Annotated in this window: 17 protein-coding genes; 11 read left to right on the top strand and 6 right to left on the bottom strand. The window is 67.0% G+C overall.

Annotated features, from left to right (window positions below; translation table 11 throughout):
* Positions 1-37 precede the first annotated feature (37 nt).
* The 4 genes from AC1DQ3_RS10225 to AC1DQ3_RS10210 form a co-directional block, all read right to left on the bottom strand.
* The gene (locus tag AC1DQ3_RS10225) at positions 38-478 is read right to left on the bottom strand and encodes a YybH family protein (RefSeq protein WP_477120076.1); all 441 of its coding nucleotides are present in this window, start codon (positions 476-478) and stop codon (positions 38-40) included.
* A 57-nt stretch (positions 479-535) separates the two neighbouring features.
* On the bottom strand, positions 536-1,558 hold the full coding sequence (gene waaF / locus AC1DQ3_RS10220; RefSeq protein ID WP_477120075.1) for a lipopolysaccharide heptosyltransferase II: 1,023 nt from the start codon (positions 1,556-1,558) through the stop codon (positions 536-538).
* A gap of 121 nt (positions 1,559-1,679) precedes the next feature.
* Positions 1,680-1,874 (bottom strand): zinc-finger domain-containing protein, encoded by a 195-nt coding sequence (locus tag AC1DQ3_RS10215; RefSeq protein ID WP_477120074.1) that lies wholly within the window; start codon positions 1,872-1,874, stop codon positions 1,680-1,682.
* Between the two features lie 83 nt (positions 1,875-1,957).
* Positions 1,958-2,878 (bottom strand): branched-chain amino acid transaminase, encoded by a 921-nt coding sequence (locus tag AC1DQ3_RS10210; RefSeq protein WP_477120073.1) that lies wholly within the window; start codon positions 2,876-2,878, stop codon positions 1,958-1,960.
* 112 nt (positions 2,879-2,990) lie between these two features.
* On the opposite strand from AC1DQ3_RS10210, the gene AC1DQ3_RS10205 reads away from it, so the two are divergent.
* The 4 genes from AC1DQ3_RS10205 to AC1DQ3_RS10190 all read left to right on the top strand — a co-directional run bounded on the left by AC1DQ3_RS10205 (position 2,991) and on the right by AC1DQ3_RS10190 (position 9,503).
* The gene (locus AC1DQ3_RS10205; RefSeq protein ID WP_477120072.1) at positions 2,991-6,899 is read left to right on the top strand and encodes an SNF2-related protein; all 3,909 of its coding nucleotides are present in this window, start codon (positions 2,991-2,993) and stop codon (positions 6,897-6,899) included.
* A 166-nt stretch (positions 6,900-7,065) separates the two neighbouring features.
* Positions 7,066-8,088 carry a Bug family tripartite tricarboxylate transporter substrate binding protein gene (locus tag AC1DQ3_RS10200; RefSeq protein ID WP_477120071.1) on the top strand — a complete coding sequence of 341 codons (1,023 nt, stop codon included), beginning with the start codon at positions 7,066-7,068 and terminating at the stop codon, positions 8,086-8,088.
* Between the two features lie 276 nt (positions 8,089-8,364).
* Positions 8,365-9,183 (top strand): AzlC family ABC transporter permease, encoded by an 819-nt coding sequence (locus AC1DQ3_RS10195; protein WP_477120070.1) that lies wholly within the window; start codon positions 8,365-8,367, stop codon positions 9,181-9,183.
* Complete coding sequence (locus AC1DQ3_RS10190) at positions 9,180-9,503, top strand: AzlD domain-containing protein (protein WP_477120069.1); 324 nt, start codon at positions 9,180-9,182, stop codon at positions 9,501-9,503. The genes AC1DQ3_RS10195 and AC1DQ3_RS10190 overlap by 4 nt, the downstream gene beginning before the upstream one ends.
* Positions 9,504-9,543: 40 nt before the next feature.
* Here the strand turns inward: AC1DQ3_RS10190 and AC1DQ3_RS10185 are convergent, their stop codons facing one another.
* Positions 9,544-10,683, bottom strand: a complete 1,140-nt coding sequence (locus tag AC1DQ3_RS10185) for a helix-turn-helix transcriptional regulator (RefSeq protein WP_477120068.1) — start codon at positions 10,681-10,683, stop codon at positions 9,544-9,546.
* Between the two features lie 351 nt (positions 10,684-11,034).
* Between AC1DQ3_RS10185 and AC1DQ3_RS10180 the strand changes: the two genes are divergently transcribed.
* The 7 genes from AC1DQ3_RS10180 (at position 11,035) to AC1DQ3_RS10150 (ending at position 19,163) form a co-directional block, all read left to right on the top strand.
* Positions 11,035-12,243, top strand: a complete 1,209-nt coding sequence (locus AC1DQ3_RS10180; protein ID WP_477120067.1) for a phosphoglycerate kinase — start codon at positions 11,035-11,037, stop codon at positions 12,241-12,243.
* 123 nt (positions 12,244-12,366) lie between these two features.
* Complete coding sequence (pyk, locus tag AC1DQ3_RS10175) at positions 12,367-13,803, top strand: pyruvate kinase (RefSeq protein WP_477120066.1); 1,437 nt, start codon at positions 12,367-12,369, stop codon at positions 13,801-13,803.
* Between the two features lie 161 nt (positions 13,804-13,964).
* On the top strand, positions 13,965-15,029 hold the full coding sequence (fba, locus tag AC1DQ3_RS10170; protein WP_477120065.1) for a class II fructose-bisphosphate aldolase: 1,065 nt from the start codon (positions 13,965-13,967) through the stop codon (positions 15,027-15,029).
* A 162-nt stretch (positions 15,030-15,191) separates the two neighbouring features.
* Positions 15,192-16,100, top strand: a complete 909-nt coding sequence (locus tag AC1DQ3_RS10165) for a phosphoribosylaminoimidazolesuccinocarboxamide synthase (protein ID WP_477120064.1) — start codon at positions 15,192-15,194, stop codon at positions 16,098-16,100.
* 153 nt (positions 16,101-16,253) lie between these two features.
* Complete coding sequence (gene purE / locus AC1DQ3_RS10160; protein WP_035869268.1) at positions 16,254-16,751, top strand: 5-(carboxyamino)imidazole ribonucleotide mutase; 498 nt, start codon at positions 16,254-16,256, stop codon at positions 16,749-16,751.
* A 114-nt stretch (positions 16,752-16,865) separates the two neighbouring features.
* The gene (locus tag AC1DQ3_RS10155) at positions 16,866-18,110 is read left to right on the top strand and encodes a 5-(carboxyamino)imidazole ribonucleotide synthase (protein WP_477120063.1); all 1,245 of its coding nucleotides are present in this window, start codon (positions 16,866-16,868) and stop codon (positions 18,108-18,110) included.
* A gap of 66 nt (positions 18,111-18,176) precedes the next feature.
* Complete coding sequence (locus AC1DQ3_RS10150) at positions 18,177-19,163, top strand: L-threonylcarbamoyladenylate synthase (RefSeq protein ID WP_477120062.1); 987 nt, start codon at positions 18,177-18,179, stop codon at positions 19,161-19,163.
* 1,080 nt (positions 19,164-20,243) lie between these two features.
* Here the strand turns inward: AC1DQ3_RS10150 and dacB are convergent.
* Positions 20,244-21,782 (bottom strand): D-alanyl-D-alanine carboxypeptidase/D-alanyl-D-alanine endopeptidase, encoded by a 1,539-nt coding sequence (gene dacB, locus AC1DQ3_RS10145; RefSeq protein WP_477120061.1) that lies wholly within the window; start codon positions 21,780-21,782, stop codon positions 20,244-20,246.
* Positions 21,783-21,794 lie beyond the last annotated feature (12 nt).

Below are 21,794 nucleotides of genomic sequence, written 5' to 3'. Positions count from 1 at the left end.
CAGGCGGGGCTGCCGGATCGTGACGCCGCGCCCGGTGCTAATGCAGGGCCTGGCCCGGCGCCGTGCTGACGGCGGCCACCTGGCTGGCATTGGCCGGGCTGCAATGGATATGTGCCAGCCGCCAGCCTTCGTGGTTCTGCATCAGCACATAGGTGGTGTGCACGTAGAGGTCGGCTTCGACGCGGTCGTCGCCAAAGCGCAAGGCTTCGGTCACGTCGAAGATGGCGACACCCATGGAGGTATGGCTGCTGGCCTCGATCACGTCGATCAGCACCGGTTGCAGCGCCAGCAATTGCGCGAAGGCCTGGCGCAGGTGCTCGTGGCCGATCAGGCGCTGGCCATCGGGCATCACGCAGGTAACCGAGTCCTCATCCAGCCACAGGCGCAGCGCGCCGTCCGCATCGCGCAGCTTCATGGCCTCGCGAAAGGCTTCGACTATGTCTTCGGCGGAATCGAACAGGCGGGCAAAACGAGGCATGGTGGACTGGGCTCAGGGATTCGTTGGCCGGATGATCGCGAACGGCGGGTCAGCGCTTCAGGCCCGGTGCAGGAGCTTGCGCAGCTCCACAAACACCATTTCGGGCTCGATGTCCTTCAGGCAGCGCAGGTGACCGAGGGGGCACTCGCGTTTGAAGCACGGACTGCATTCGAGCTGCAGCCACATGATACTCGCAGCCTGTGACAGCGGGGGCGTGTGGCGCGGGTCACTGGAGCCGAACACCGCCACCTGTGGCCGGTTCAGCGCCGCGGTGACGTGCATCAGTCCGGAGTCGTTGCACACCGCGCCCTCGGACATCGCCAGCAGGTCGACGGCATCGTCGAGCGAGGTCTGGCCGCAGAGATTGCGCACGAAGGGCGCGCCCTTGACGATCTCGTCGGCGATCTCGGCATCCTTGGGCGAACCGAGTGTGATGATCTGCGCATACGGGAACGAGCGCTTGAGCATCTGCGCCAGTTCCGCGAAGTGCGCCGCCGGCCAGCGCTTGGCCGGGCCGAACTCCGCGCCTGGGCAAAAGGCGATCAGGCGTGTCTGCGGGGCAATGCCGAAGCGCTCCGCGGTCTTGGCCATGCGCACCGGGTCGATGCGCAGGCGCGGCTCGGCCAGGTCTTCGGGCAGGCGTGCGCCGGGCTTGAGCGCCAGGCGGGCGTAATGCTCGACCATGGGCGGGCGGTGGTCGCGCGGCGGGTTGGCGTGGCGGATATTGAGCAGGCCGAAGCGTGCTTCGCCGCGATAGCCCACCCGCAGCGGGATGCCGGCCAGCCAGGGAATCAGCGCCGACTTGAGCGAATTGGGCAGCACGTAGGCCGCGTCGTAGCCTTCGTTCTTGAGCTGCTGGGCGAACATCAGCCGCGCCGAGAGCTGCAGCTTGCCGTGCGCCAGTTCGCTGGGGAAAACCTGGTGGATCTCGGGCATGCGCGCCAGCACCGGCGCCACCCATTTAGGGGAGAGAGCGTCGATCTGCAGGCGCGGATGGCGCGCTTTCATGAGCGCGAAGAGCGGCTGCGCCATCAGGGCGTCGCCGATCCAGTTGGGGGCGATGACGAGGGCTTTTTTCATGGATGGAGCGCTGCCGGAAAGAAATTCGTGACGCGATCGGTGCGCGCCACGCACGCCGACGCTCCAGGGCGCCGCATGGCGGACCGGAGCGTCGGGGTGGTGCGGTGAACCGGGCGACGTGTCAGTGGTGACCCTTGATGACGGTGCCTGGCTTGAGCTTGTAGACGGTACCGCAGTACGGGCACTTCACTTCGCCGGTGTCGGCCACGTCGAGGAAGACGCGCGGGTGGTAGTTCCAGGCGGGTGTGTTGCCGGTGGGGCAGTGCAGCGGAAGATCTTCTGCGCCGATTTCAATTACGGAGGCGGTTTGCGTCATGGTGTTGCGGGGATGAATATCGTTTTTTGTCAGGACCAGGTACGTAGCTGGCTGGTTGTTCCGGCGTTCAGACCATCAGACCATCAGACCAGGGTCAGCCAGCGCTTGTATTGTTCGTTGGTGCCGCCGACGGCGGCGAAGAAGGCGTCCTGCACGCTCTTGGTCACCGGGCCGCGCCGGCCTTCCCCGATGACGCGGTCGTCGAGTTCGCGGATCGGTGTGACTTCGGCGGCGGTGCCGGTGAAGAAGGCTTCGTCCGAGCAGTACACCTCGTCGCGCGTGATGCGCTTCTCGCGTACCTCGATGCCCAGATCGTGCGCGATGGTGAGGATGGCGTCGCGCGTGATGCCGTCCAGGCACGAGGCCAGGTCGGGCGTATAGATCACGCCGTTGCGCACGATGAACACGTTCTCGCCGGAGCCCTCGCTGACGTAGCCTTCGGTATCCAGCAGCAGGGCTTCGTCATAGCCCATGCTGGTGGCTTCCTGGTTGGCCAGGATCGAGTTGATGTAGTAGCCGCTGGCCTTGGCGCGCACCAGCGACACGTTCACGTGGTGCCGGGTGAAGGAGGAAGTCTTCACGCGGATGCCGCGCTCCATGCCTTCCTCGCCCAGGTAGGCGCCCCACGGCCATGCGGCGATCGCCACGTGGATGGTGTTGCCCCTGGCCGACACGCCAAGCTTTTCCGAGCCGATCCAGACCAGCGGGCGGATGTAGCAGGACTCGAGCTGGTTGGCTTTCACCACCTCGCGCTGCGCCGCCTCCAGCGTGGCCTCGTCGAACGGCATCTGCATCTGGAAGATCTTGGCCGAGTTGAACAGGCGGCGGGTGTGCTCCTTGAGGCGGAAGATCGCGGTGCCGGCCGGGGTCTTGTAGGCGCGTACGCCCTCGAACACGCCCATGCCGTAATGCAGCGTATGGGTTAGCACGTGGATCTTGGCGTCGCGCCATTCGATCAACTTGCCGTCCATCCAGATTTTCCCGTCGCGATCCGCCATCGACATGATTCTTCTCCGTGGGTGCCGTCAGCAATGCAAAGGCAACATTGTAAACCCCGGGACCCCTTGTGCCAACGCGGGCGCAGGGCCTCGGGGGTCTAAAATCGTCACATTGTGTATGCCGCCACTGCCGCCCGTGCCCCTCTTGCCCTCGTCCGGATACTTCGCATCCAACCCCGATCCCCTTCGCGCGGAGCGCGCCAGGCGGCTGCACGAACTGCTGTTCTCGGGGGCTTCGGAGCGGGACATCGGCAAGCTGGTGGCGTCCTGGGAGCAGGGTGTCGACTTTGCCGCACTGCTGGTGGAGATGACGCTGGCCGGCGGCGAGGCCACGCTGCTGGACCGGGTTGTGCCGCCGTGGCGCTGGCGTATCGTCCTGGCGATGCTGGACTGTCTCTTTTCCGATTGGGATCCACGCTTGCGCCCCTACCTGGACTACGCACTGGCGCGCAACGCCGACGATCCCACGGCGCTGCCGGAGCCGCTTCCTGCCGTGCTGGCCACGGGGCTGCTGTACGCAGGCGAGCGCCCGGCTGCCCTGGCGTTGCTGTCCACCACCGAGAGCGCCGGCAGCGGCGATGACTACGCCCTGCGCGCTTTTGCGTGCTTGCAGGAGGGTGACTGGCCAGCCGCCCAGGCGGGCTTCGAGGCCGCGCTAAAGCGGCTGCGCAAAGCAAGCGGCCAGCGAACCGGCTTGTTGCCGCCCACGCTGGCACCTTGCTACCCGCTGTCCTTGCTGGCCCAGCGCACGCCCGCGCACCTCGAACAGGCCCGCAGGTTCTGCCAGGCGGAAGCGGGCTCGCGCAGTCCGGCGCCGACCGAGCGCTGGGGGCTGTGGTGCCACGCGCTCGCGGTGCAGCGGGGCGAAGCGCGGCTGGAGGAGGCCGCGTTCGAACTGCGCCCGGAGGTGCCAGCGCTCGCGCAGTTCTGGCGCGTGATGTTGCGCGCCTGGCTCGGCGACACCGCGCCAGCCAGCGGCCGCCGCCAGCCGGCGGCCGCCCGCGCTGAAGCTGTCGCGGCCCTGCGTGCCCGGCTGCATGCCTGCGGCCTGCGCTGGTTCGTGCAGCAACTCGATGCCGCGCAGGCGCTGGAGGCCGGCGAGCCGGTGCCGGATGCCTGCTTCGCCGGCCAGCGCCAGGAAAGCTGGCGGCTGGCGCTGGAAGCGCTGCAGGCCCTCGCGGGCGAAACGCGCGCACCCGACGGTGCCAGCGCCAGCCGCGTGTTGTGGGCGCTGACCGTGGACGCCGACGGCGCAGTCGGCACCATCGAGCCGCTGGAGCAAGTACGCGGCCCGCGCGGCTGGAACAAGCCACGTCCGCTGCCACTGGCCAGGCTGGCCGAGGACGACCGCCTGGAGCCGTGGGATGCCCGCGTGGCCCGCGCGATCCGCCGCGACCAGTCATACCACCGGCGCTATGTGCTGGACCGCGCCGCCGCCATGCTGGCCCTGGTCGGGCATCCGGGCGTCGTGCTGGCGCAGGCGCCCGAGCAGACCCTGGAAGTGGTGGAGGGCGCGCCCACGCTGGAGGTGGTGCGCCAGGGCGCGCGCTACACCTTGCGGGTCTCGCCGCCGGTGCGCGAGGCCCCGGCCATGGACAGCTTCCTGCCCGCCGGCAGCCGCGCGGATGCCGAGGCGCTACGCCAGATCACCGTGCTGCGCGAAGGCTCGCAGCGCCTGCGCGTGATCCGGCTCACGCCCGCGCAGCAAGGCGCGGCGCAACTGATCGCCGATGGGCTGGCGGTGCCGGCCGAGGCCCATGCCCAGCTCGACGCGACGCTACGCGCGCTGTCCGGCCATTTCCAGGTGCATGCCGACCACGACGGCAGCGCGCGCGAACTTGAAACCGAGAGCCGGCTGCGCGCCGAACTGTCGCCACTGGGCGAGGGCGTCGCCCTGCGTCTGGTGGTAACGCCGCTCGGCCCGCTCGGGCCCCGTCTCGCCCCTGGCAGCGGGCGCGAACGGCTGATGGCGGCGGTCAAGGGGGAGAGCCTCGCCACGGTGCGCGACCTCAAGGCCGAGCTGGCCCACGTGGCCGAAGTCTTCGATGCGCTGCCGTTCCTGGTGCCGCGGGCACCCGAGAGCGGCGAGTACGACTGGACCTTGGCCGACCCCGAGGAAGCACTGTCGGTGGTCGAGCAACTCCCGGGCCTGCCCGGGGTGCTCGCGGTGGAGTGGCCCAGGGGCAAGGAGATACGCGTAGCGGGCGCCGATATCCCGCAACTGGCGGTGCATATCGAGACCGGGAGCGAATGGTTCAAGCTGGTAGGCGAGCTGAGCGTGGCCGAGGGACTGGTGCTGCAGCTTGGCCAGTTGTTGGCCTGGACCACCAGCCATGCCGGGCGCTTCATGCCGATGGGGCAGGGCGTCTACGTGGCGCTCACGCGCAACTTGCGAGCGCGGCTGCGGGACCTGGCGAGCGTGGCGCACAGCGTGTCAGACGGCATCAAGGTGCCGCTGATGGCGGCGCCGTGGCTGGACGACGTCCTGGCCGGCGCGGATATCGATCCCGACCAGCATTTCCGCCAGCGTGTGGCGCGGCTGCGCCGGGCGCGCGACAGCGATGCCAGGGTGCCCGCCAATCTGGCCGCTGAACTGCGGCCTTACCAGGAAGACGGCTATCGGTGGGCGATGTCGCTGGCCGAGGCCGGCTTCGGCGCCTGCCTGGCTGACGATATGGGACTGGGCAAGACGCTGCAGGCGCTGGCGGTGCTGCTGGCGCGCGCGGACGGCGGCGCCGCGCTGGTCATCGCGCCGACCTCGGTCTGCGGCAACTGGGCCGAAGAGGCGCGGCGCTTCGCGCCGACGCTGCGCGTGCACATCTATGCCGAAGGCGAGCGCGCGGCTTTGCTGGAGCAGGCCGGGGCGCACGACGTGGTGATCGTCTCGTACACCCTGCTGCTGCAGGCGCGCGACGCGTTCCGCAAGCGGGAATGGCACACCGTGGTGGCCGATGAGGCGCAGGCCTTCAAGAACGCCGCCACCAAGCGTTCGCAGGCGATGTTCGAGCTGCGTGCCGGTTTCCGCATGGCGCTGTCGGGCACGCCGGTGGAAAACCGGCTGGCCGAGCTGTGGTCGATCATGCGTTTCTGCAACCCCGGCCTGCTTGGCTCGCTGGTCCGCTTCAACGAACACTTTGCCGTGCCGATCGAGCGCAACGGCGTGCGCGAGGCGTCCCAGCGGCTGCGCCGCATGATCGCCCCGTTCGTGCTGCGCCGGACCAAGGCCCAGGTGCTGGACGAACTGCCCCCGCGTACCGAGCTGGTCTTGCGCATCGACCCGGAGCCGGTGGAAGCGGCCCACTACGAAGCGCTGCGCCGCCAGGCGCTGGCCGAAGCCGAGGCGGCGGTCAGTGGTCCGAAGGCGCGCCGGACCGCCGCCGGCCAGCCCGGCGCCGAGGCGCGCATCCACGTGCTGGCGCAACTGATGCGGCTGCGGCGCGCCGCCTGCGACGCGCGCCTGGTCACGCCCGAGCTGGAACCGGGGCAGGGGGGCGCCAAGTTGCGCGCCTTCGTCCAACTGGCCGGCGAACTGGCCGCCAACGGCCACAAGACGCTGGTGTTCAGCCAGTTTGTCGACTTCCTGCAACTGCTGCGCCGCGGGCTGGACGAGGCGGGACTGGCCTGGCAGTACCTTGACGGCGCCACCCCGGCGGCCGAACGCACCCGGCGCGTGGCGGCATTCCAGGGCGGGGAGGGCGATGTCTTCCTGATCAGCCTGAAGGCGGGCGGCTTCGGCCTGAACCTGACCGCGGCGGACTATGTGATCATCGCCGACCCCTGGTGGAACCCGGCCGCCGAGGACCAGGCCATGGGCCGCGCCCACCGCATCGGGCAGCAGCGCCCGGTGACGGTGTACCGGCTGATCAGCACGGGCACCATCGAGGAGCGCATCCTCGCGCTCCACCACGGCAAGCGGGCGCTGGCGGACGGCATCCTGGAAGCTGGCGAGGCCGGCGGGGATGGCTTGATCGGCACGGCGGCAGCACTGCCGGATATCGATGAACTGGTGGGGCTGTTGCGCAGCTAGGGGGACGGGCATGCCGGTCCATGTCGGCTTATACCAACATGGCATACCCTCAAGCGAACTCCATCGTTGGTAATGCGGCGGATCGTTGGTATCTTGCTGCTTTGGACCGGGGCGGCAGACCCCGGCCGGCACCCCGACCCGCATTCATCTTTTCCGACGGTACCCCATGTTCAGCACTGCTTCCCGCCGCATTTCGCCCGTTTCCCGTTCTTCCCGCCTGGCCGCCGGCCTTGGCGTGCTGGCCGCGCTATGCACGCTGGCCGCGCCGGCCCGCGCCCAGGAACCGGCATGGCCCGCGCAGCCGATCACGATCCTGATGGGCTTCACCGCTGGTTCGGGCGTGGACATGGTTGGCCGCGCGCTGCAGGAATCGCTGCAGAAGTCGCTCAAGGCCACCATCATCTATGACTACCGCCCCGGTGCCGGCGGCAACGTGGCCTCCGAATTCGTGGCGCACGCTAGGCCCGACGGCTACACGCTCCTGCTCGGCACCGCCGCCACCCACGGCATCAACCCGGCCCTGTACAAGAGCTTGCCGTTCGACGCCGAGGCCGATTTCACGCCCGTGGCACCGCTGGTGGAAGTGTCCAATGTGCTGACCGTCAATCCGGCCGTGATCGACGTGAAGTCGGTGAAGGAATTCATCGAGAAGGTCAAGGCCAATCCGGGCAAGTACAACTACGCATCCACCGGCAACGGTACCGGCACCCACCTGGCCTTCGCCGAATTCAACGCGCGCGCCGGCCTGGACATGGTGCATGTGCCGTACAAGGGCGGTCCGGATGCGCTGCAGGCCGTGCTCAAGGGCGAGGTCTGCTGCATTTTCAACCAGGTGCAGAGCGTGCTGCCGCAATACCGGGCGGGGAAGGTGCGGCTGCTGGGCGTGACCACCAGGAACCGCGTGGCGGTGATCCCGGAGGTGCCGACGATTGGCGAGAGCGGCCTGGCCGGATTCAACAGCACCATCTGGTTTGGCTTCTTCGGGCCCAAGGGGCTCGATCCGAAGATCAGCAAGAAGATCAACGAGGCGGTCAAGGTCGCGCTGGAAACGCCGGCTATCCGGCAGAGGCTGATCGAGGCCGGCAACTCGCCGCGGATCGAAACGGTCGAGCAGTTCCGGACTACCGTCAAGGCGGACCGCCAGAAATGGGCTGGCGTGGTAAAGAGCGTGGGTGCGTCGATCGACTGAGAGCAAGACCATCCCCTTTCCCGTCAGGGTAGGGAGACAACGCAGATCTGGCGTTGTCAGCAAGCTGAAGCCCCCGCCAGCCCCCGCATGCGGGAACTCTTCATTGGCAGGTGGCCAGGCATTCAAGCCCCGCTGGATCAGTTAAGCGTTTGCTTACGACCGGCCAGCCTGGCCCTATAATGGGGCCTTGCCCGCGCGTCCCGCCCTTCGGGCAACGCACATGCCCCAGTCCATTCACTGTGGCGGAGCCGGCGCCGCATCCCCCATACTTAAAACATGACATTCCGACCGCCCCAGGCCCTGCTGCGTCCCTGGCATCGTATTGCCCCGGCCGAGCGGGCCGGCTTTATCGAGGGCGCGCGCTATTTCGCCCCGTCCCTGCCAGCGGTGTTCTCCTGGGGGCTCGTGACCGGCGTGGCCATGAGCAAATCGGTGATGAGCGTGCCCGAGGCGATCGGCATGTCGCTGCTGGTCTACGCGGGCTCGGCCCAGTTGTCGGTGCTGCCGCTGTTCGCCGCGGGTTTGCCGCTGTGGACGGTATGGCTGACCGCCGCCATCGTCAACCTGCGTTTCGTCATCTTCAGCGCGGGGCTGCAGCCGCATTTCAGCTATCTGCCGCTGTGGCGCCGGACGCTGCTGGGATCCTTCAACGGTGACCTGCATTTCGTCTACTTCATGCAGCGCTATGTCACGCCGGGCCACGAGCCGGGCAAGGAAGGCTATTTCTGGGGTATGGCACTGACCAATTTCGCCATGTGGCAGGTCTCGTCCATCATCGGCATCGTGCTGGCCAGCGCCTTCCCGGATAGCTGGGGCCTTGGCCTTGCGGGCACCCTGGCGCTGATCCCGGTCATGGTCTCCACCATCAATTCGCGCTCCACGATGATGGCGGTGGCAGTGGCCTCGACCCTGGCGCTGCTGTGCTTCGACCTGCCTTACCGGCTCGGACTGGTGGCTGCGGTGGTGGGCGCGATCGCTGCCGGCATGGCCAGCGACGAACTGGCGGCGCGCGCCACCTTGCGCGGTATCCGCCGCCGCAAACTGGAGCATGCGGTGGCGCAGGTGCCTGCGCGGCCGCCGGAGGATCGCCCGTGAGCCATCTCGAGATCTGGATCGCGCTGGTCGGGATGGCGGTGGTGACCATCGTCACCCGCGCGCTGTTCCTGATGGCGGGCGAGCGCGTGACGGTGCCCGACCGCATCCAGCGCGCGCTGCGCTACGCGCCGGCCGCGGCGCTGGCGGCCATCATCCTGCCTGACCTGATGACCTGGCACGGTCATTTCACGCTGGCGCCGGGCAACTACAAGCTGGTGGCCGGCATCGTTGCCCTGGTGTTCTACCTGCTGACGCGGCGCATGCTGGGCATGATCGCGGCAGGCATGGCGGTCTACACCGCGCTGCGATTGCTGGGTTGAGTGCCGGGCGCGCGGCCCGGCGCAGGGGATTGCCTGCCGGCTAACCGGGGTTGGGACTGGCGGCGGACCCGGCATCCGTGCCTGGTCCGAGCGCGGTGCTCAACTGCGTCAGCAGCCGGGTCAGGCGGGCTTGCGTGGTGGCGCCGGTCTTGAGGAACACCGCCTTGAGCTGGCTGCGCACGGTTTCATGCCGCACGCGCAGGCGCTCGCTGGCTTCGGGCAGGCCCATGCCGGTGGCCAGCAGGCTGGCCAGGCGGATCTCGGCCGGGGTGAGGCCGTAGATTTCGCGCAGCAGGCGCGGGAGTTGCACCGGCGAATGCGCGTCCTCATGGATCACCACCAGCGCACTGGGCCTTTGCCAGGGCTGCGCAAAGAGGTGGGAGGGCGGCAGCGGCAGCACGATCAGTTGCGCGCTGGCGCTTTCGGCGTGGCGCGCGATCGCAGCCTGTGCCGGCATCGTGCTGCGCTGCGAGCAGGCCGCGGCCACCATGTCCGCCAGCGAGCGTGACAGCTGCCATTCGCCGGTCTTGCCGCCGGGGTCGAGCCTGCGCACCCAGCGCTCGCCAATGCTGTTGCTCAGCAAGACGCGGCGCTCGGGCGAGAAGGCGATCACGCCGAACGACAGGCGCTCCAGGATCTGCGCCGATAGCTGGGCCAGCTCCGACAGCTCGATGGTGCGGTCGCGCATGGCCATGGCGCTGCGCAGATGGGGCAGTGCCCAATCCAGCGCGCTGACGTCCGCTGCCGTGAACACGCCTTGCGAGAACGACCGCTGCAGGGCGAAATACACTTCGTAGTGCGGCTTTCGCTCCACCAGGCAGGCCGCATAGGAGCGCAGGCCGAAGCGATGGAAGAAGTCGCGGTAGAACGGGCTGCGCTGCATCGCGCCCTCGCCGAAATCGCGCGCGTCGATGTACCACTGGCCGGGCGTCAGCCTGTGGGCGAACAGCTTGCCCGGGTCGATTTCGTGGAATTCCTTCTCGTAGGCGCTGAACAACTCCTGTATCGGACGCACCATTTCGTTGACCGTCATCAGGTCGCGCTCGGTGTCGCGCACGATCATCGATGCATGCGCGCTGCCGACGATCCCGCTCATGGTTTGCAAGCTCTGCTGCCACGCCTGCGCGTCGAGAATCCCCTCGTACAAGCCACGGATTGCGCCGTGCACGTCTTCGTTCATGATTAACCCCTGCCTTCGCGACAACGGCATTAGCCGTATGGCGCCAACGCCGCTTCCCGTAAGCGTGTTCGGCTCCAGTGCCTTGGGTCCCGTCTGTAGCGGGCCTCGGCCATGTTTTTGCGTGCATGATCTGTACAGATATTGCAGGCTTGTGCAGAAGCGTACGAGACGCAGGCCGAATGTCGCACCCTTCTTTCAGGGGGTGCGTTGCAAGTACGCGGCACGTCGTCTGGTGCATGTGGATAAAGGCGCACCCAGTGGTGGGCGCATCATGGCGTCAATCCCGCAAAATGGCCTTTGCGATCAGGTAAAATGCCGATTTTCCCCGATTTTCGCTCTCCAGCCACCGCCATGACCTCTGTCCTGCGTCTTTCCGATCTCATCTCCGAAGGCAAAATTGCCGGCAAGCGTGTGTTTATCCGCGCCGACCTGAATGTGCCGCAGGATGACGCCGGCCGAATCACCGAAGATACCCGTATCCGTGCCTCGGTGCCTGCTATCGAGGCTTGCCGCAAGGCCGGCGCCGCCGTCATGGTGACCTCCCACCTGGGCCGCCCGACCGAGGGCGAGTTCAAGCCCGAGGATTCGCTGGCGCCCGTGGCCGCGCGCCTGGGCGAACTGCTCGGCAAGCCGGTCAAGCTCGTGCAGAACTGGGTCGACGGCACCGGCGAAGTCAGCCAGGTCAAGCCCGGCGAAGTAGTACTGCTGGAGAACTGCCGCGTCAACAAGGGCGAGAAGAAGAACAGCGACGAACTGGCGCAGAAAATGGCCAGGCTGTGCGATGTCTATGTGAACGATGCCTTCGGCACCGCGCACCGCGCGGAAGCGACCACCCACGGCATCGCCAGGTACGCGCCCATCGCCTGCGCCGGCCCGTTGCTTGCCGCCGAGATCGATGCGCTGGGCAAGGCCCTGGGCCAGCCGGCGCGTCCGCTGGTGGCGATCGTCGCCGGTTCCAAGGTCTCCACCAAGCTGACCATCCTCAAGACGCTGGCCAGCAAGGTCGACAACCTGATCGTCGGCGGCGGCATCGCCAATACCTTCATGCTGGCGGCCGGGCTCAAGATCGGCAAGTCGCTGGCCGAGGCCGACCTGGTCGGCGACGCCCGCGCCATCATCGACATCATGGCCGCGCGCGGCGCCTCGGTGCCGATTCCGGTGGATGTGGTGTGCGCCAAGGAATTCAGCGCCACTGCCACCGCCACCGTCAAGGACGCAAAGGACGTGGCCGACGACGACATGATCCTCGATATCGGCCCGAAGACTGCGCAGATGCTGGCCGAGCAGCTCAAGGCCGCCGGCACCATCGTGTGGAACGGCCCGGTCGGCGTGTTCGAGTTCGACCAGTTCGGCAACGGCACGCTGGTGCTGGCGCAGGCCATCGCCGAGTCCAGGGCATTTTCGATCGCCGGCGGCGGCGACACGCTGGCGGCCATCGCCAAGTACGGCATTGCCGATCGCGTGGGCTATATCTCCACCGGTGGCGGCGCCTTCCTGGAATTCCTGGAGGGCAAGAAGCTGCCCGCCTTCGAGGTGCTGGAACAGCGCGCCGCGGGCTGATCCCGCTCCCCGCAACCCAGGCTGGTCCGGTGGCGGGCGGCAAACCGGCCCGCCCGTTCCGATGTCTCCGGACGGCGCAGGCCGTCCCTACGTCGTCCCTACGTCGTTAAGGAAAACAAGATAATGACCCGCTCGACCAAGATTGTTGCCACCATCGGTCCCGCTTCCAGCACGCTGGAAATGCTTACGCGCATGATCGCGGCGGGGGTCGACGTAGTGCGCCTCAACTTCTCCCACGGCGTTGCCGAGGACCACATCGAGCGCGCCCGCCTCGTGCGCGAGGCGGCCAAGGCCTGCGGCCGCGAAGTCGCCATCATGGCCGACCTGCAAGGACCGAAGATCCGCGTCGGCAAGTTCGAGAACGGCAAGATCACGCTGCAGCCAGGCGACCCGTTCATCCTCGACTCGAACTGCACCCTGGGCAACCAGGAGCGCGCGGGCCTGGATTATGAAGACCTGCCGCGCGACGTCGGCCCGGGCGACCTGCTGCTGCTCAACGACGGCCTGATCGTGCTGGTGGTGGACCGCGTGCTCGGCCACGAGATCTTCACCACCGTGCGCATCGGCGGCGAGCTGTCCAACAACAAGGGCATCAACCGCCAGGGCGGCGGCCTGTCGGCGCCGGCGCTGACCGCCAAGGACATGGAGGACATCAAGACCGCCATGGCGCTGGGCGCGGACTATGTCGCGGTGAGCTTCCCCAAGAACGCCACCGATATGGAAATGGCGCGCCAGCTCGCCGCCGTGGCCGGCCAGCCGCACCAGCACAAGGCGCGCATGATCGCCAAGATCGAGCGCGCCGAGGCGATCCGTCCGGGCGTGCTGGAAGAGATCCTGCAGGCATCCGACGGCATCATGGTGGCCCGCGGCGACCTGGCCGTGGAAGTGGGCAACGCGGCCGTGCCGGCATTGCAAAAGCGCATGATCCGGCTGGCGCGCGAAGCCAACAAGCTGACCATCACCGCCACCCAGATGATGGAGAGCATGATCGTCAACCCGGTGCCGACGCGCGCCGAGGTGTCGGATGTGGCCAACGCCGTGCTGGACGGCACCGATGCCGTGATGCTGTCGGCCGAGACCGCCGCCGGCCGCTATCCGGTGGAAACCGTGGAAGCCATGGCCGCAGTCTGCGTCGAGGCGGAGAAGTCCGAGGTGGTGCAGCTCGATACGGATTTCCTCAACCAGACCTTTGGCCGCATCGACCAGTCGATCGCCATGGGCGCGCTGTTCACAGCCTATCATTTGCAGGTGAAGGCCATCGCGGCGCTGACCGATTCCGGTGCCACCGCGCTGTGGATGAGCCGCCACCGCATCCATGTGCCGATCTACGCGATGACGCCCAACCTGGCCTCGCAGCGCAAGATGCAGCTCTACCGCAATGTGGTGCCGCTGTCGCTGGACGCCAGCACCGACCGGGATACCGCGCTGGAGCAGGCCGAGGAGCTGTTGCTGTCGCGCGGCGTGGTGCAGCGCGGCGATTTTATCGTGCTGACCATTGGCGAGCCGATGGGCCAGCCGGGCGGTACCAATACGCTGAAGATTGTCCGTGTCGGCGCCTGAATGTGCTGGGCCGGACAGAAGGCCGGCGGCCGTGCGCATAGGATGCATCGCGTAAGCATAGCGCTTTACACGTGGACAGAAACGAATACCGAATACCGAATACCGAATACCTCGAATAACTCGAATACCGAGATACCCCATTTCTTCTTTTGGAGTTTGACATGCCACTCGTATCGATGCGCCAGCTGCTCGACCACGCCGCTGAGAACGGCTACGGCCTGCCCGCTTTCAACGTGAACAACCTGGAACAGGTGCAGGCCATCATGCAGGCCGCCGACGAGGTCAATGCGCCGGTGATCATGCAAGCCTCCGCTGGTGCGCGCAAGTATGCCGGCGAGCACTTCCTGCGCCACCTGATCGAAGCCGCGGTCGAAGCCTACCCGCATATCCCGGTGGTGATGCACCAGGATCACGGCCAGTCGCCTGTGATCTGCCAGGCCGCGATCGACCTGGGTTTCTCCTCCGTGATGATGGACGGCTCGCTGCGTGAAGACGGCAAGACCCCGTCCGACTACGAATACAACATCGACGTGACCCGCAAGGTCGTGCAGATGTCGCACGCCATCGGCGTGACCGTCGAGGGCGAACTCGGCTGCCTGGGCTCGCTCGAAACCGGCGAAGCCGGCGAGGAAGACGGCATCGGTGCCGAAGGCAAGCTGGACCACTCCATGCTGCTGACCGACCCCGAGCAGGCCGCCGACTTCGTCAAGGCTACCCAGCTCGACGCGCTGGCCATCGCCATCGGCACCTCGCACGGCGCCTACAAGTTCACCCGCAAGCCCACCGGCGACATCCTGGCGATCAACCGCATCAAGGAAATCCACGCCCGCATCCCCAACACCCACCTGGTGATGCACGGCTCGTCCTCGGTGCCGCAGGAGCTGCTGGCGGAAATCCGCCAGTTCGGCGGCGACATGAAGGAAACCTACGGCGTGCCGGTCGAGGAAATCCAGGAAGCCATCAAGTACGGCGTGCGCAAGATCAATATCGACACCGATATCCGCCTTGCCATGACCGGCGCGATCCGCCGCTTCCTTGCCGAGAATCCGGGCAAGTTCGACCCGCGCGAATACCTGAAGCCGGCCCGCGAAGCCGCCAAGCAGGTTTGCAAGGCACGCTACGTCGCCTTCGGCTGCGAAGGCCAGGCCGGCAAGATCAAGCCGGTCTCGCTCGACGCCATCGCGCAGCAGTACAAAGCGGGCGCGCTGGCCCAGGTCGTGCAGTAAGCAGAACCCCGTGCCGTCCCCGCCCCGATCCCTTGAACAGGGACAGGCGCGGGGACGACGCTTTTCTGGCGCCGGCGCTTGTTGCCGGTGCCCGAGAGGCGCTGACAAGATGACGCGCAGGATCATCCTGTCAGTGCCTCCTATCGGAACCCCCGAACCACCATGTCGAACGCTCTCTATCAGTCCTCCATCACTTCGCTGCCGCTGCTGGGTCACGGCAAGGTCCGCGACAACTACGCCGTCGGCGACGACAAGCTGCTGATCGTCACCACCGACCGCCTGTCGGCCTTCGACGTCATCCTGGGCGAGCCGATCCCGGCCAAGGGCCGCGTGCTCAACCAGATGGCCAACTTCTGGTTCAGGAAGCTCGCCCACATCGTGCCGAACCACGAGACCGGTGTCACCGCCGAGAGCGTCGTCAGCCCGGCCGAGGTCGAGCAGGTGCAAGGCCGCGCCGTGGTGGTCAAGCGCCTCAAGCCGATCCTGGTGGAAGCGGTGGTGCGTGGCTACCTGGCCGGCAGCGGCTGGAAGGACTACCAGGCTACCGGCAGCGTGTGCGGCATCGAACTGCCCGCCGGCCTGCAGAACGCGCAGAAGCTGCCCGAGCCGATCTTCACCCCGGCCGCCAAGGCCGAGATGGGCGAGCACGACGAGAACATCTCCTTTGCCGAGACCGAGGCCCGCATCGGCGCCGACCTGGCCCGCCAGATGCGCGACATCTCGATCCGCCTGTACAAGGAAGCGGCCGACTACGCCGCCACGCGCGGCATCATCATCGCCGACACCAAGTTCGAGTTCGGCCTGGACGAGAACGGCACGCTGACGCTGATGGACGAAGTGCTGACCGCGGATTCCTCGCGTTTCTGGCCCGCCGACTCCTACCAGGTGGGCACCAACCCGCCGTCCTTCGACAAGCAGTTCGTGCGCGACTGGCTGGAATCGGTGCGCATCGACGGCAAGCCGTGGCCCAAGACCGCGCCGGCGCCGGCCCTGCCCGCCGACGTGATCGAGAAGACCGCCGCCAAGTACCGCGAGGCGCTCACGCGCCTGACCGGCGAGGAACTGCAGTAATTTTCAGGGGCGCTGGCCGAAGCCGGCCAGTGCGCCAACCGTTTGGAATGACGACGGTTTTGACTCTCTCTCCCCTCGGGGGGAGAGAGAGCAAACCGCAGGATGGCGAGGACTGGTACCAGCAGGCACCAGACGGATATTGAAGGATTTAACGTGAGCAATACAGCCAAGCCGCTGGTCGGCGTTGTGATGGGCAGCAGTTCCGACTGGGACGTGATGCAGAACGCGGTCGCCATGCTGAAGGATTTCGGCGTGGCTTTCGAGGCGCGCGTGGTCTCCGCCCACCGCATGGCCGACGACATGTTCGAGTACGCAGCCACCGCGCGCGAGCGCGGCCTGCGCGCCATCATCGCCGGCGCCGGCGGTGCCGCGCACCTGCCGGGCATGATCGCCGCCAAGACCATCGTGCCGGTGTTCGGCGTGCCGGTGCCGTCGCGCTACCTGCGCGGCGAGGACTCGCTGCTGTCGATCGTGCAGATGCCCAAGGGCGTGCCGGTCGCCACCTTCGCCATCGGCGAGGCTGGCGCCGCCAATGCCGCGCTGCACGCCATCGCTACCCTGGCCACCACCGACGACGCGCTGGCCGCGGCGCTCGAAGCGTTCCGCGCCAGGCAGACCGAAGCCGCGCGCGCGATGACGCTGCCGGTGTAAGGCGTACGCATCACCAGAGCAGACAGAGCAGACAGAGCAGACAGAGCAGACAGAGCAGCCAGAACAGCCAGAACAGCCGACTAGCCTAAGCCCCAGAATCCGGAAAGACGCGCAATGCCCACCGATATCCATCCCCACCTGGTCGAAGCCCACACGCCGGAGTCGCGTGCCGAATTCGGCATCGACAGTCCCAGCGCGCCGGTGCTGCCCGGCGCCTGGCTCGGCATGCTGGGCGGCGGCCAGCTTGGCCGCATGTTCACCCATGCCGCCCAGGCGATGGGGTACAAGGTCTGCGTGCTCGATCCGGACCAGGACAGCCCGGCCGGCACGATCGCCGAGAAGCACATCTGCGCGGCCTATACCGACGAAGCCGCGCTGGTCGAGATGGCCAGGTTGTGCCCCGCGGTGAGCACCGAGTTCGAGAACGTGCCATCGCTCTCGCTGGACCGGCTCGAACAACTGGGCGCCTTCGTGGCGCCGCGCGGCTATTGCGTGTCGATCGCACAGAACCGCATCGGCGAAAAGAAGTTCTTCGCCTCCTGCGCCGAGCACACCGGCGTGCCGACCGCACCGCATTGGGTGATCCAGCACGACGCCGATGTCGATCAGCTGCCCGAGGACCTGCTGCCCGGCATCCTGAAGACCGCGCGCATGGGCTATGACGGCAAGGGCCAGGCCCGCGTCAAGAGCCGTGAAGATGTGCGCGCCGCCTGGCGCGCCATGCAGCACGTGCCCTGCGTGCTGGAGAAGATGCTGCCGCTGGCCTACGAAGTCTCGGTGCTGGCCGCGCGCGCTGCCGACGGCAGCACCGCTACCTGGCCGCTGGCCGAGAACGTGCACCGCGACGGCATCCTGTTCTCCACCGTGATGCCCGCCACCAGCGTCTCCGGCGACATCGCCGCGCGCGCCCGTGCCGCCGCCGCCGCCATCGCCACCGAGATGGGCTATGTGGGCGTGCTGTGCATCGAGTTCTTCGTGCTGACCGACGGCTCGCTGGTCGCCAACGAAATGGCGCCGCGCCCGCACAACTCGGGCCACATCACCATGGACGCCTGCGAGACCAGCCAGTTCGAGCAGCAGGTACGCGCCATGGCCCGCCTGCCGCTGGGCAGCACGCGCCAGCATTCCGCCGGCAAGATGCTCAACCTGCTGGGCGACGTGTGGTTCGAGTTCGGGCTGGAGCGCACGCCGGCCTGGGACGAAGTCGTGGCACAGCCCGGCGCCAAGCTGCATCTGTACGGCAAGAGCGATGCGCGTCCAGCGCGCAAGATGGGCCATGTGAACTGCGTGGGCGGCGAGGCCGCCGATGCAGGGCGCGCGTTCGACGCTGCCTTGAAGGCGCTGCATATCGAGCCCTGATGGCGTGCCCGCCCGGTTCTCCCTTTTTCGTAGTTTCGTAGTCACGCTTACCCCAGAGATCCCCCGATGTCGCGCATGCCCACGTCCGCAGAACTTGACCAGGCGGTCCAACTGCTGGAGGCCGGCGAGCTGGTCGCCTTCCCCACCGAAACCGTCTATGGTCTCGGCGCCGACGCGGAAAACCCGGAGGCCATCGCCCGCATCTACGCGGCCAAGGGCCGGCCATCCAACCATCCGATCATCGTGCACGTGGTGGACGGCGGCGACATCAGCTACTGGGTCGACGACGTGCCGCCGGCTGCGCAGCAACTGATCGATGCCTTCTGGCCCGGACCGCTCACGCTGATCCTCAAGCGCGCCGCGCATATCCCGGCTGCGGTGGCGGGGGGACAGGACAACATCGGCCTGCGTTGCCCGTCGCATCCTGTCGCGCAGGCGCTGCTTTCACGCTTCAAGCGCGGACGCGGAGGGATTGCCGCGCCATCGGCCAACAAGTTCGGACAGGTCAGCCCGACCACCGCGCAGCATGTGCGGGACGAGTTTGGCGATAGTGTCTTTGTGCTGGAAGGCGATGGGGTGGAGGTCGGCATTGAATCGACCATCGTGGACTTGTCACGGCTGGCACAGGGAATCGGGCCGGTGTTGTTGCGGCCTGGCGCGATTACGGCGGCGATGATGGCGCAGGTATTGGGTGTGACGCCGTTGCCGCCGGATGCCGCTGCGCCGCGGGCTTCGGGGACGCTTAAGGCGCACTATGCGCCGCATACGCCCTTGGCTTTGTCTTCCGCTGCCGATTTGCCGGCGCAGTTAGCGGATTTGCCTGCGGATGCCAAGGTGGCATGGGTGGGCGTCCAGGCGGCCGCCGATCCGCGCTGTGTGTGGGTGGAAGCGCCTGCCGGTGCCGAGGCTTATGCGCGGGAGCTTTACCGGCTGTTGCGGAGGCTGGATCGGGAGGGGTATGCGAGGCTGGTGATTGAGGCCTTGCCGGCGGGGCATGAGTGGGATGGGGTCAGGGATCGGTTGCAGCGGGCTGCTGCGGCGTTTGGGGGGTGAGGGGGCTTGGGGGCCTTGGGCTTTTGGTTTACGCGGTGTTGGTTTTTGGGGCCAAGAGCAAAACCGTTGGCTTTGGTTGCGTGGTTGGGCGTTAATTTGGGCGGGGTTGGTCTTTGGACCCAACAGCCATACGACAACCCCCTGCGGGGGCTGCCGGTCACTTTTCTTTGCGCGGCAAAGAAAACTAACGAAAAGAAAGCCGCCCTGCCGGGAGCAGAGCAATAAGGCTTATGTGGGGCAGTGGTTTCGCCGTACGGCCCTGGGTGTTGGCTGGCGTGTCCTACCGGCGTCAATGGCGGCGCCACTGCTTTCCCCAGCGGTTTCGTGGTGCGGCCCCTGACCTCGTTTGCGGTGACCGTTCCCACATCTGCCGTTCGCGGTGCAAAGGGCTGCGCCGTTTCAGGTGTGGCTGGTTTCGTGGTTTTGTCTCTTGCGGCAAATACCCTACCATTCGATACCCTGCCGTACCGGCTCTGGCTGTGACTGGATCTCGGCCGTCCTCGTTTCGTGGTGGGCGCAGTGGCCCGGCCGGCTGATGCGAAGGATGCTCAAACCGAGAAGGTGTTGCTCCACTCGCCAACCGACGTAACGGCGAGGCCGCAGGCGAGTGCGTTCGATCCACCACGCCCACCACGAAACCCGTCAGTACGAAGCTGCGCGGCGCTGCGAACGGCGAACGGCAGGGACCGTATGATCACCGCGCGTGCCGTCAGAGACAAAACCACGAAACCAGTGAGGTGCGAGATTGCGCAGCCCTTTGCACCGCGAACGGCAGATTGCCGAATGGGCAATGGCGATGCTACCGTGGGCACCACCACGAAACCGCTGGCTAATGCAATTGCGATGCCTTTCAAGCCGGTAGGACACGCCAGCCAACACTCCGGGCCGTACGACGCAATCACTGCCGCCGAATAGCCTTAATGCTCTGCTCCCGGCAGGGCGGCTTTCTTTTCGTTAGTTTTCTTTGCCGCGCAAAGAAAAGTGACCGGCAGCCCCCGCAGGGGGATGTCGTATGGCTTTTGGATCCAAAAACCAACCCCGCCCAACTAAAATCCCAACCACACAACCAAAGCCAACGGTTTACGACGGCGCCCCCTGATAAACCCACTGCAACAACGCATCATGGGCATCCCGCGCCTGCGATGCGTTCGCATGGTTGATATAACTCACCACCACATACCGATCCCCGTTCAGCGCATCCACATACCCCGCCAGCGCCCGCACATTATTCAACGTCCCCGTCTTCATATAGGCATTGCCGGCCGCGCCGGCCCTGGTCAGCCGGTTCCGCAACGTCCCGTCCACCCCCAGGATAGGCAGCGAATCGATCAACACCGGCCCCACCTCGCTGGCAAGCGCCTGCTGCAGCAACCGCGACATGTCGTACGCGCTGATCCGTTCCTCGCGCGACAGCCCTGAGCCGTTGTCCAGAACCAGGTCCGGCATGTCCAGTCCCTGGCGCGCCAGCCAGTTCTGCACCACTTTCGCCGAGCGCGCGGTGCTGGCGGGCCCGCTGCGATCCATCTCGGCGCCGATGGTCAGGTAGAGCTGGCGGGCCATCACGTTGTTCGAGAACTTGTTGATGTCGCGCACGATCTCCGAGAGCGGCTGGCCGTAGTGGCGTGCGAGCAGGAAGGCGCCGCGCGGGGCGCGGCCCATGCGCAGTGCGGGCTGATGCGTGAAGCGGCCGCCGGCGAGTTGCCATTCGGCGACGAAGCCGCCCCAGGTGAATTCGTTGTGCGAGAGCGTGGCGATATTGACCACGTGTTCGCCGCAGTCGGCGGCGTAGCTGCCGTCGAAGGACGCCAGCACGGTGCCGTCGGGCTGTTGCGTGACGGCGGGGCGGGCGTGTACCGACCAGTCGCCGCATTTGCCGTTGGACAGCGCCAGGCGGTTGTCGAGCCTGAGCTGCGCCAGCGCGGGCTTGACGGATACCGCGACCGACTGGTTGGCCGGGTCGGGCGTGATGGTGAACGACAGCGTCTTGAAGGCGTACAGCAGCGCGTCGGGGCTGACGTTGTAGGCGCGCTGGGTTTCGCCGTCGATGGTGGCGCCTTTGTCGATGGCGGAATCGAAGTAGCTGCGGTCCAGCACCAGGTCGCCATTGATGGTGGTGGCACCCGCGGCGCGAGCGGTGGCGACCAGCTTGGCCATTTCTTCCGGCACCAGCTTGGGGTCGCCCTGTCCGCGCAGGTAGATGTTGCCGTTGATGATGCCATCGGCGCCGGGCTGGCTGTCGGCGTAGAGCGAGGTCTGCCAGCGGTAGCCGGCGCCGAGCAACTGCAGTCCGGCGAAGGTGGTGACCAGCTTCATGGTCGACGCCGGGTTCATTGGCGTCTGCGCGTTCCAGCTCGCGCGGGGCGCCGGCGCGCCGACCTTGATCACATAGAAGCTGGTGGCCGAGGCGGGCACGTGCGCGCGCTTGAGCGCGCCCATCACGCTGGCCGGCAGGCCCGAGCGCGGCTCGGCCGGCGCAGCGGCAGTCTGCGAGGCCTTGGACTTGTGAGCGGAGGTTTTGGCGGTGGCGGCGGGCAGGCCGCCGATGCACAACAGCCCGGCGGCGCAAAGCGGCAGCAGGCGGCGAAGAATTGGGGAGGGGCGTTTCGGCATGGTGCCCATGTTAACGCATGG

It is taken from the genome of Cupriavidus sp. 01T418, from assembly GCF_056398885.1.
This window is presented reverse-complemented; position numbering and strand designations above follow the sequence as displayed.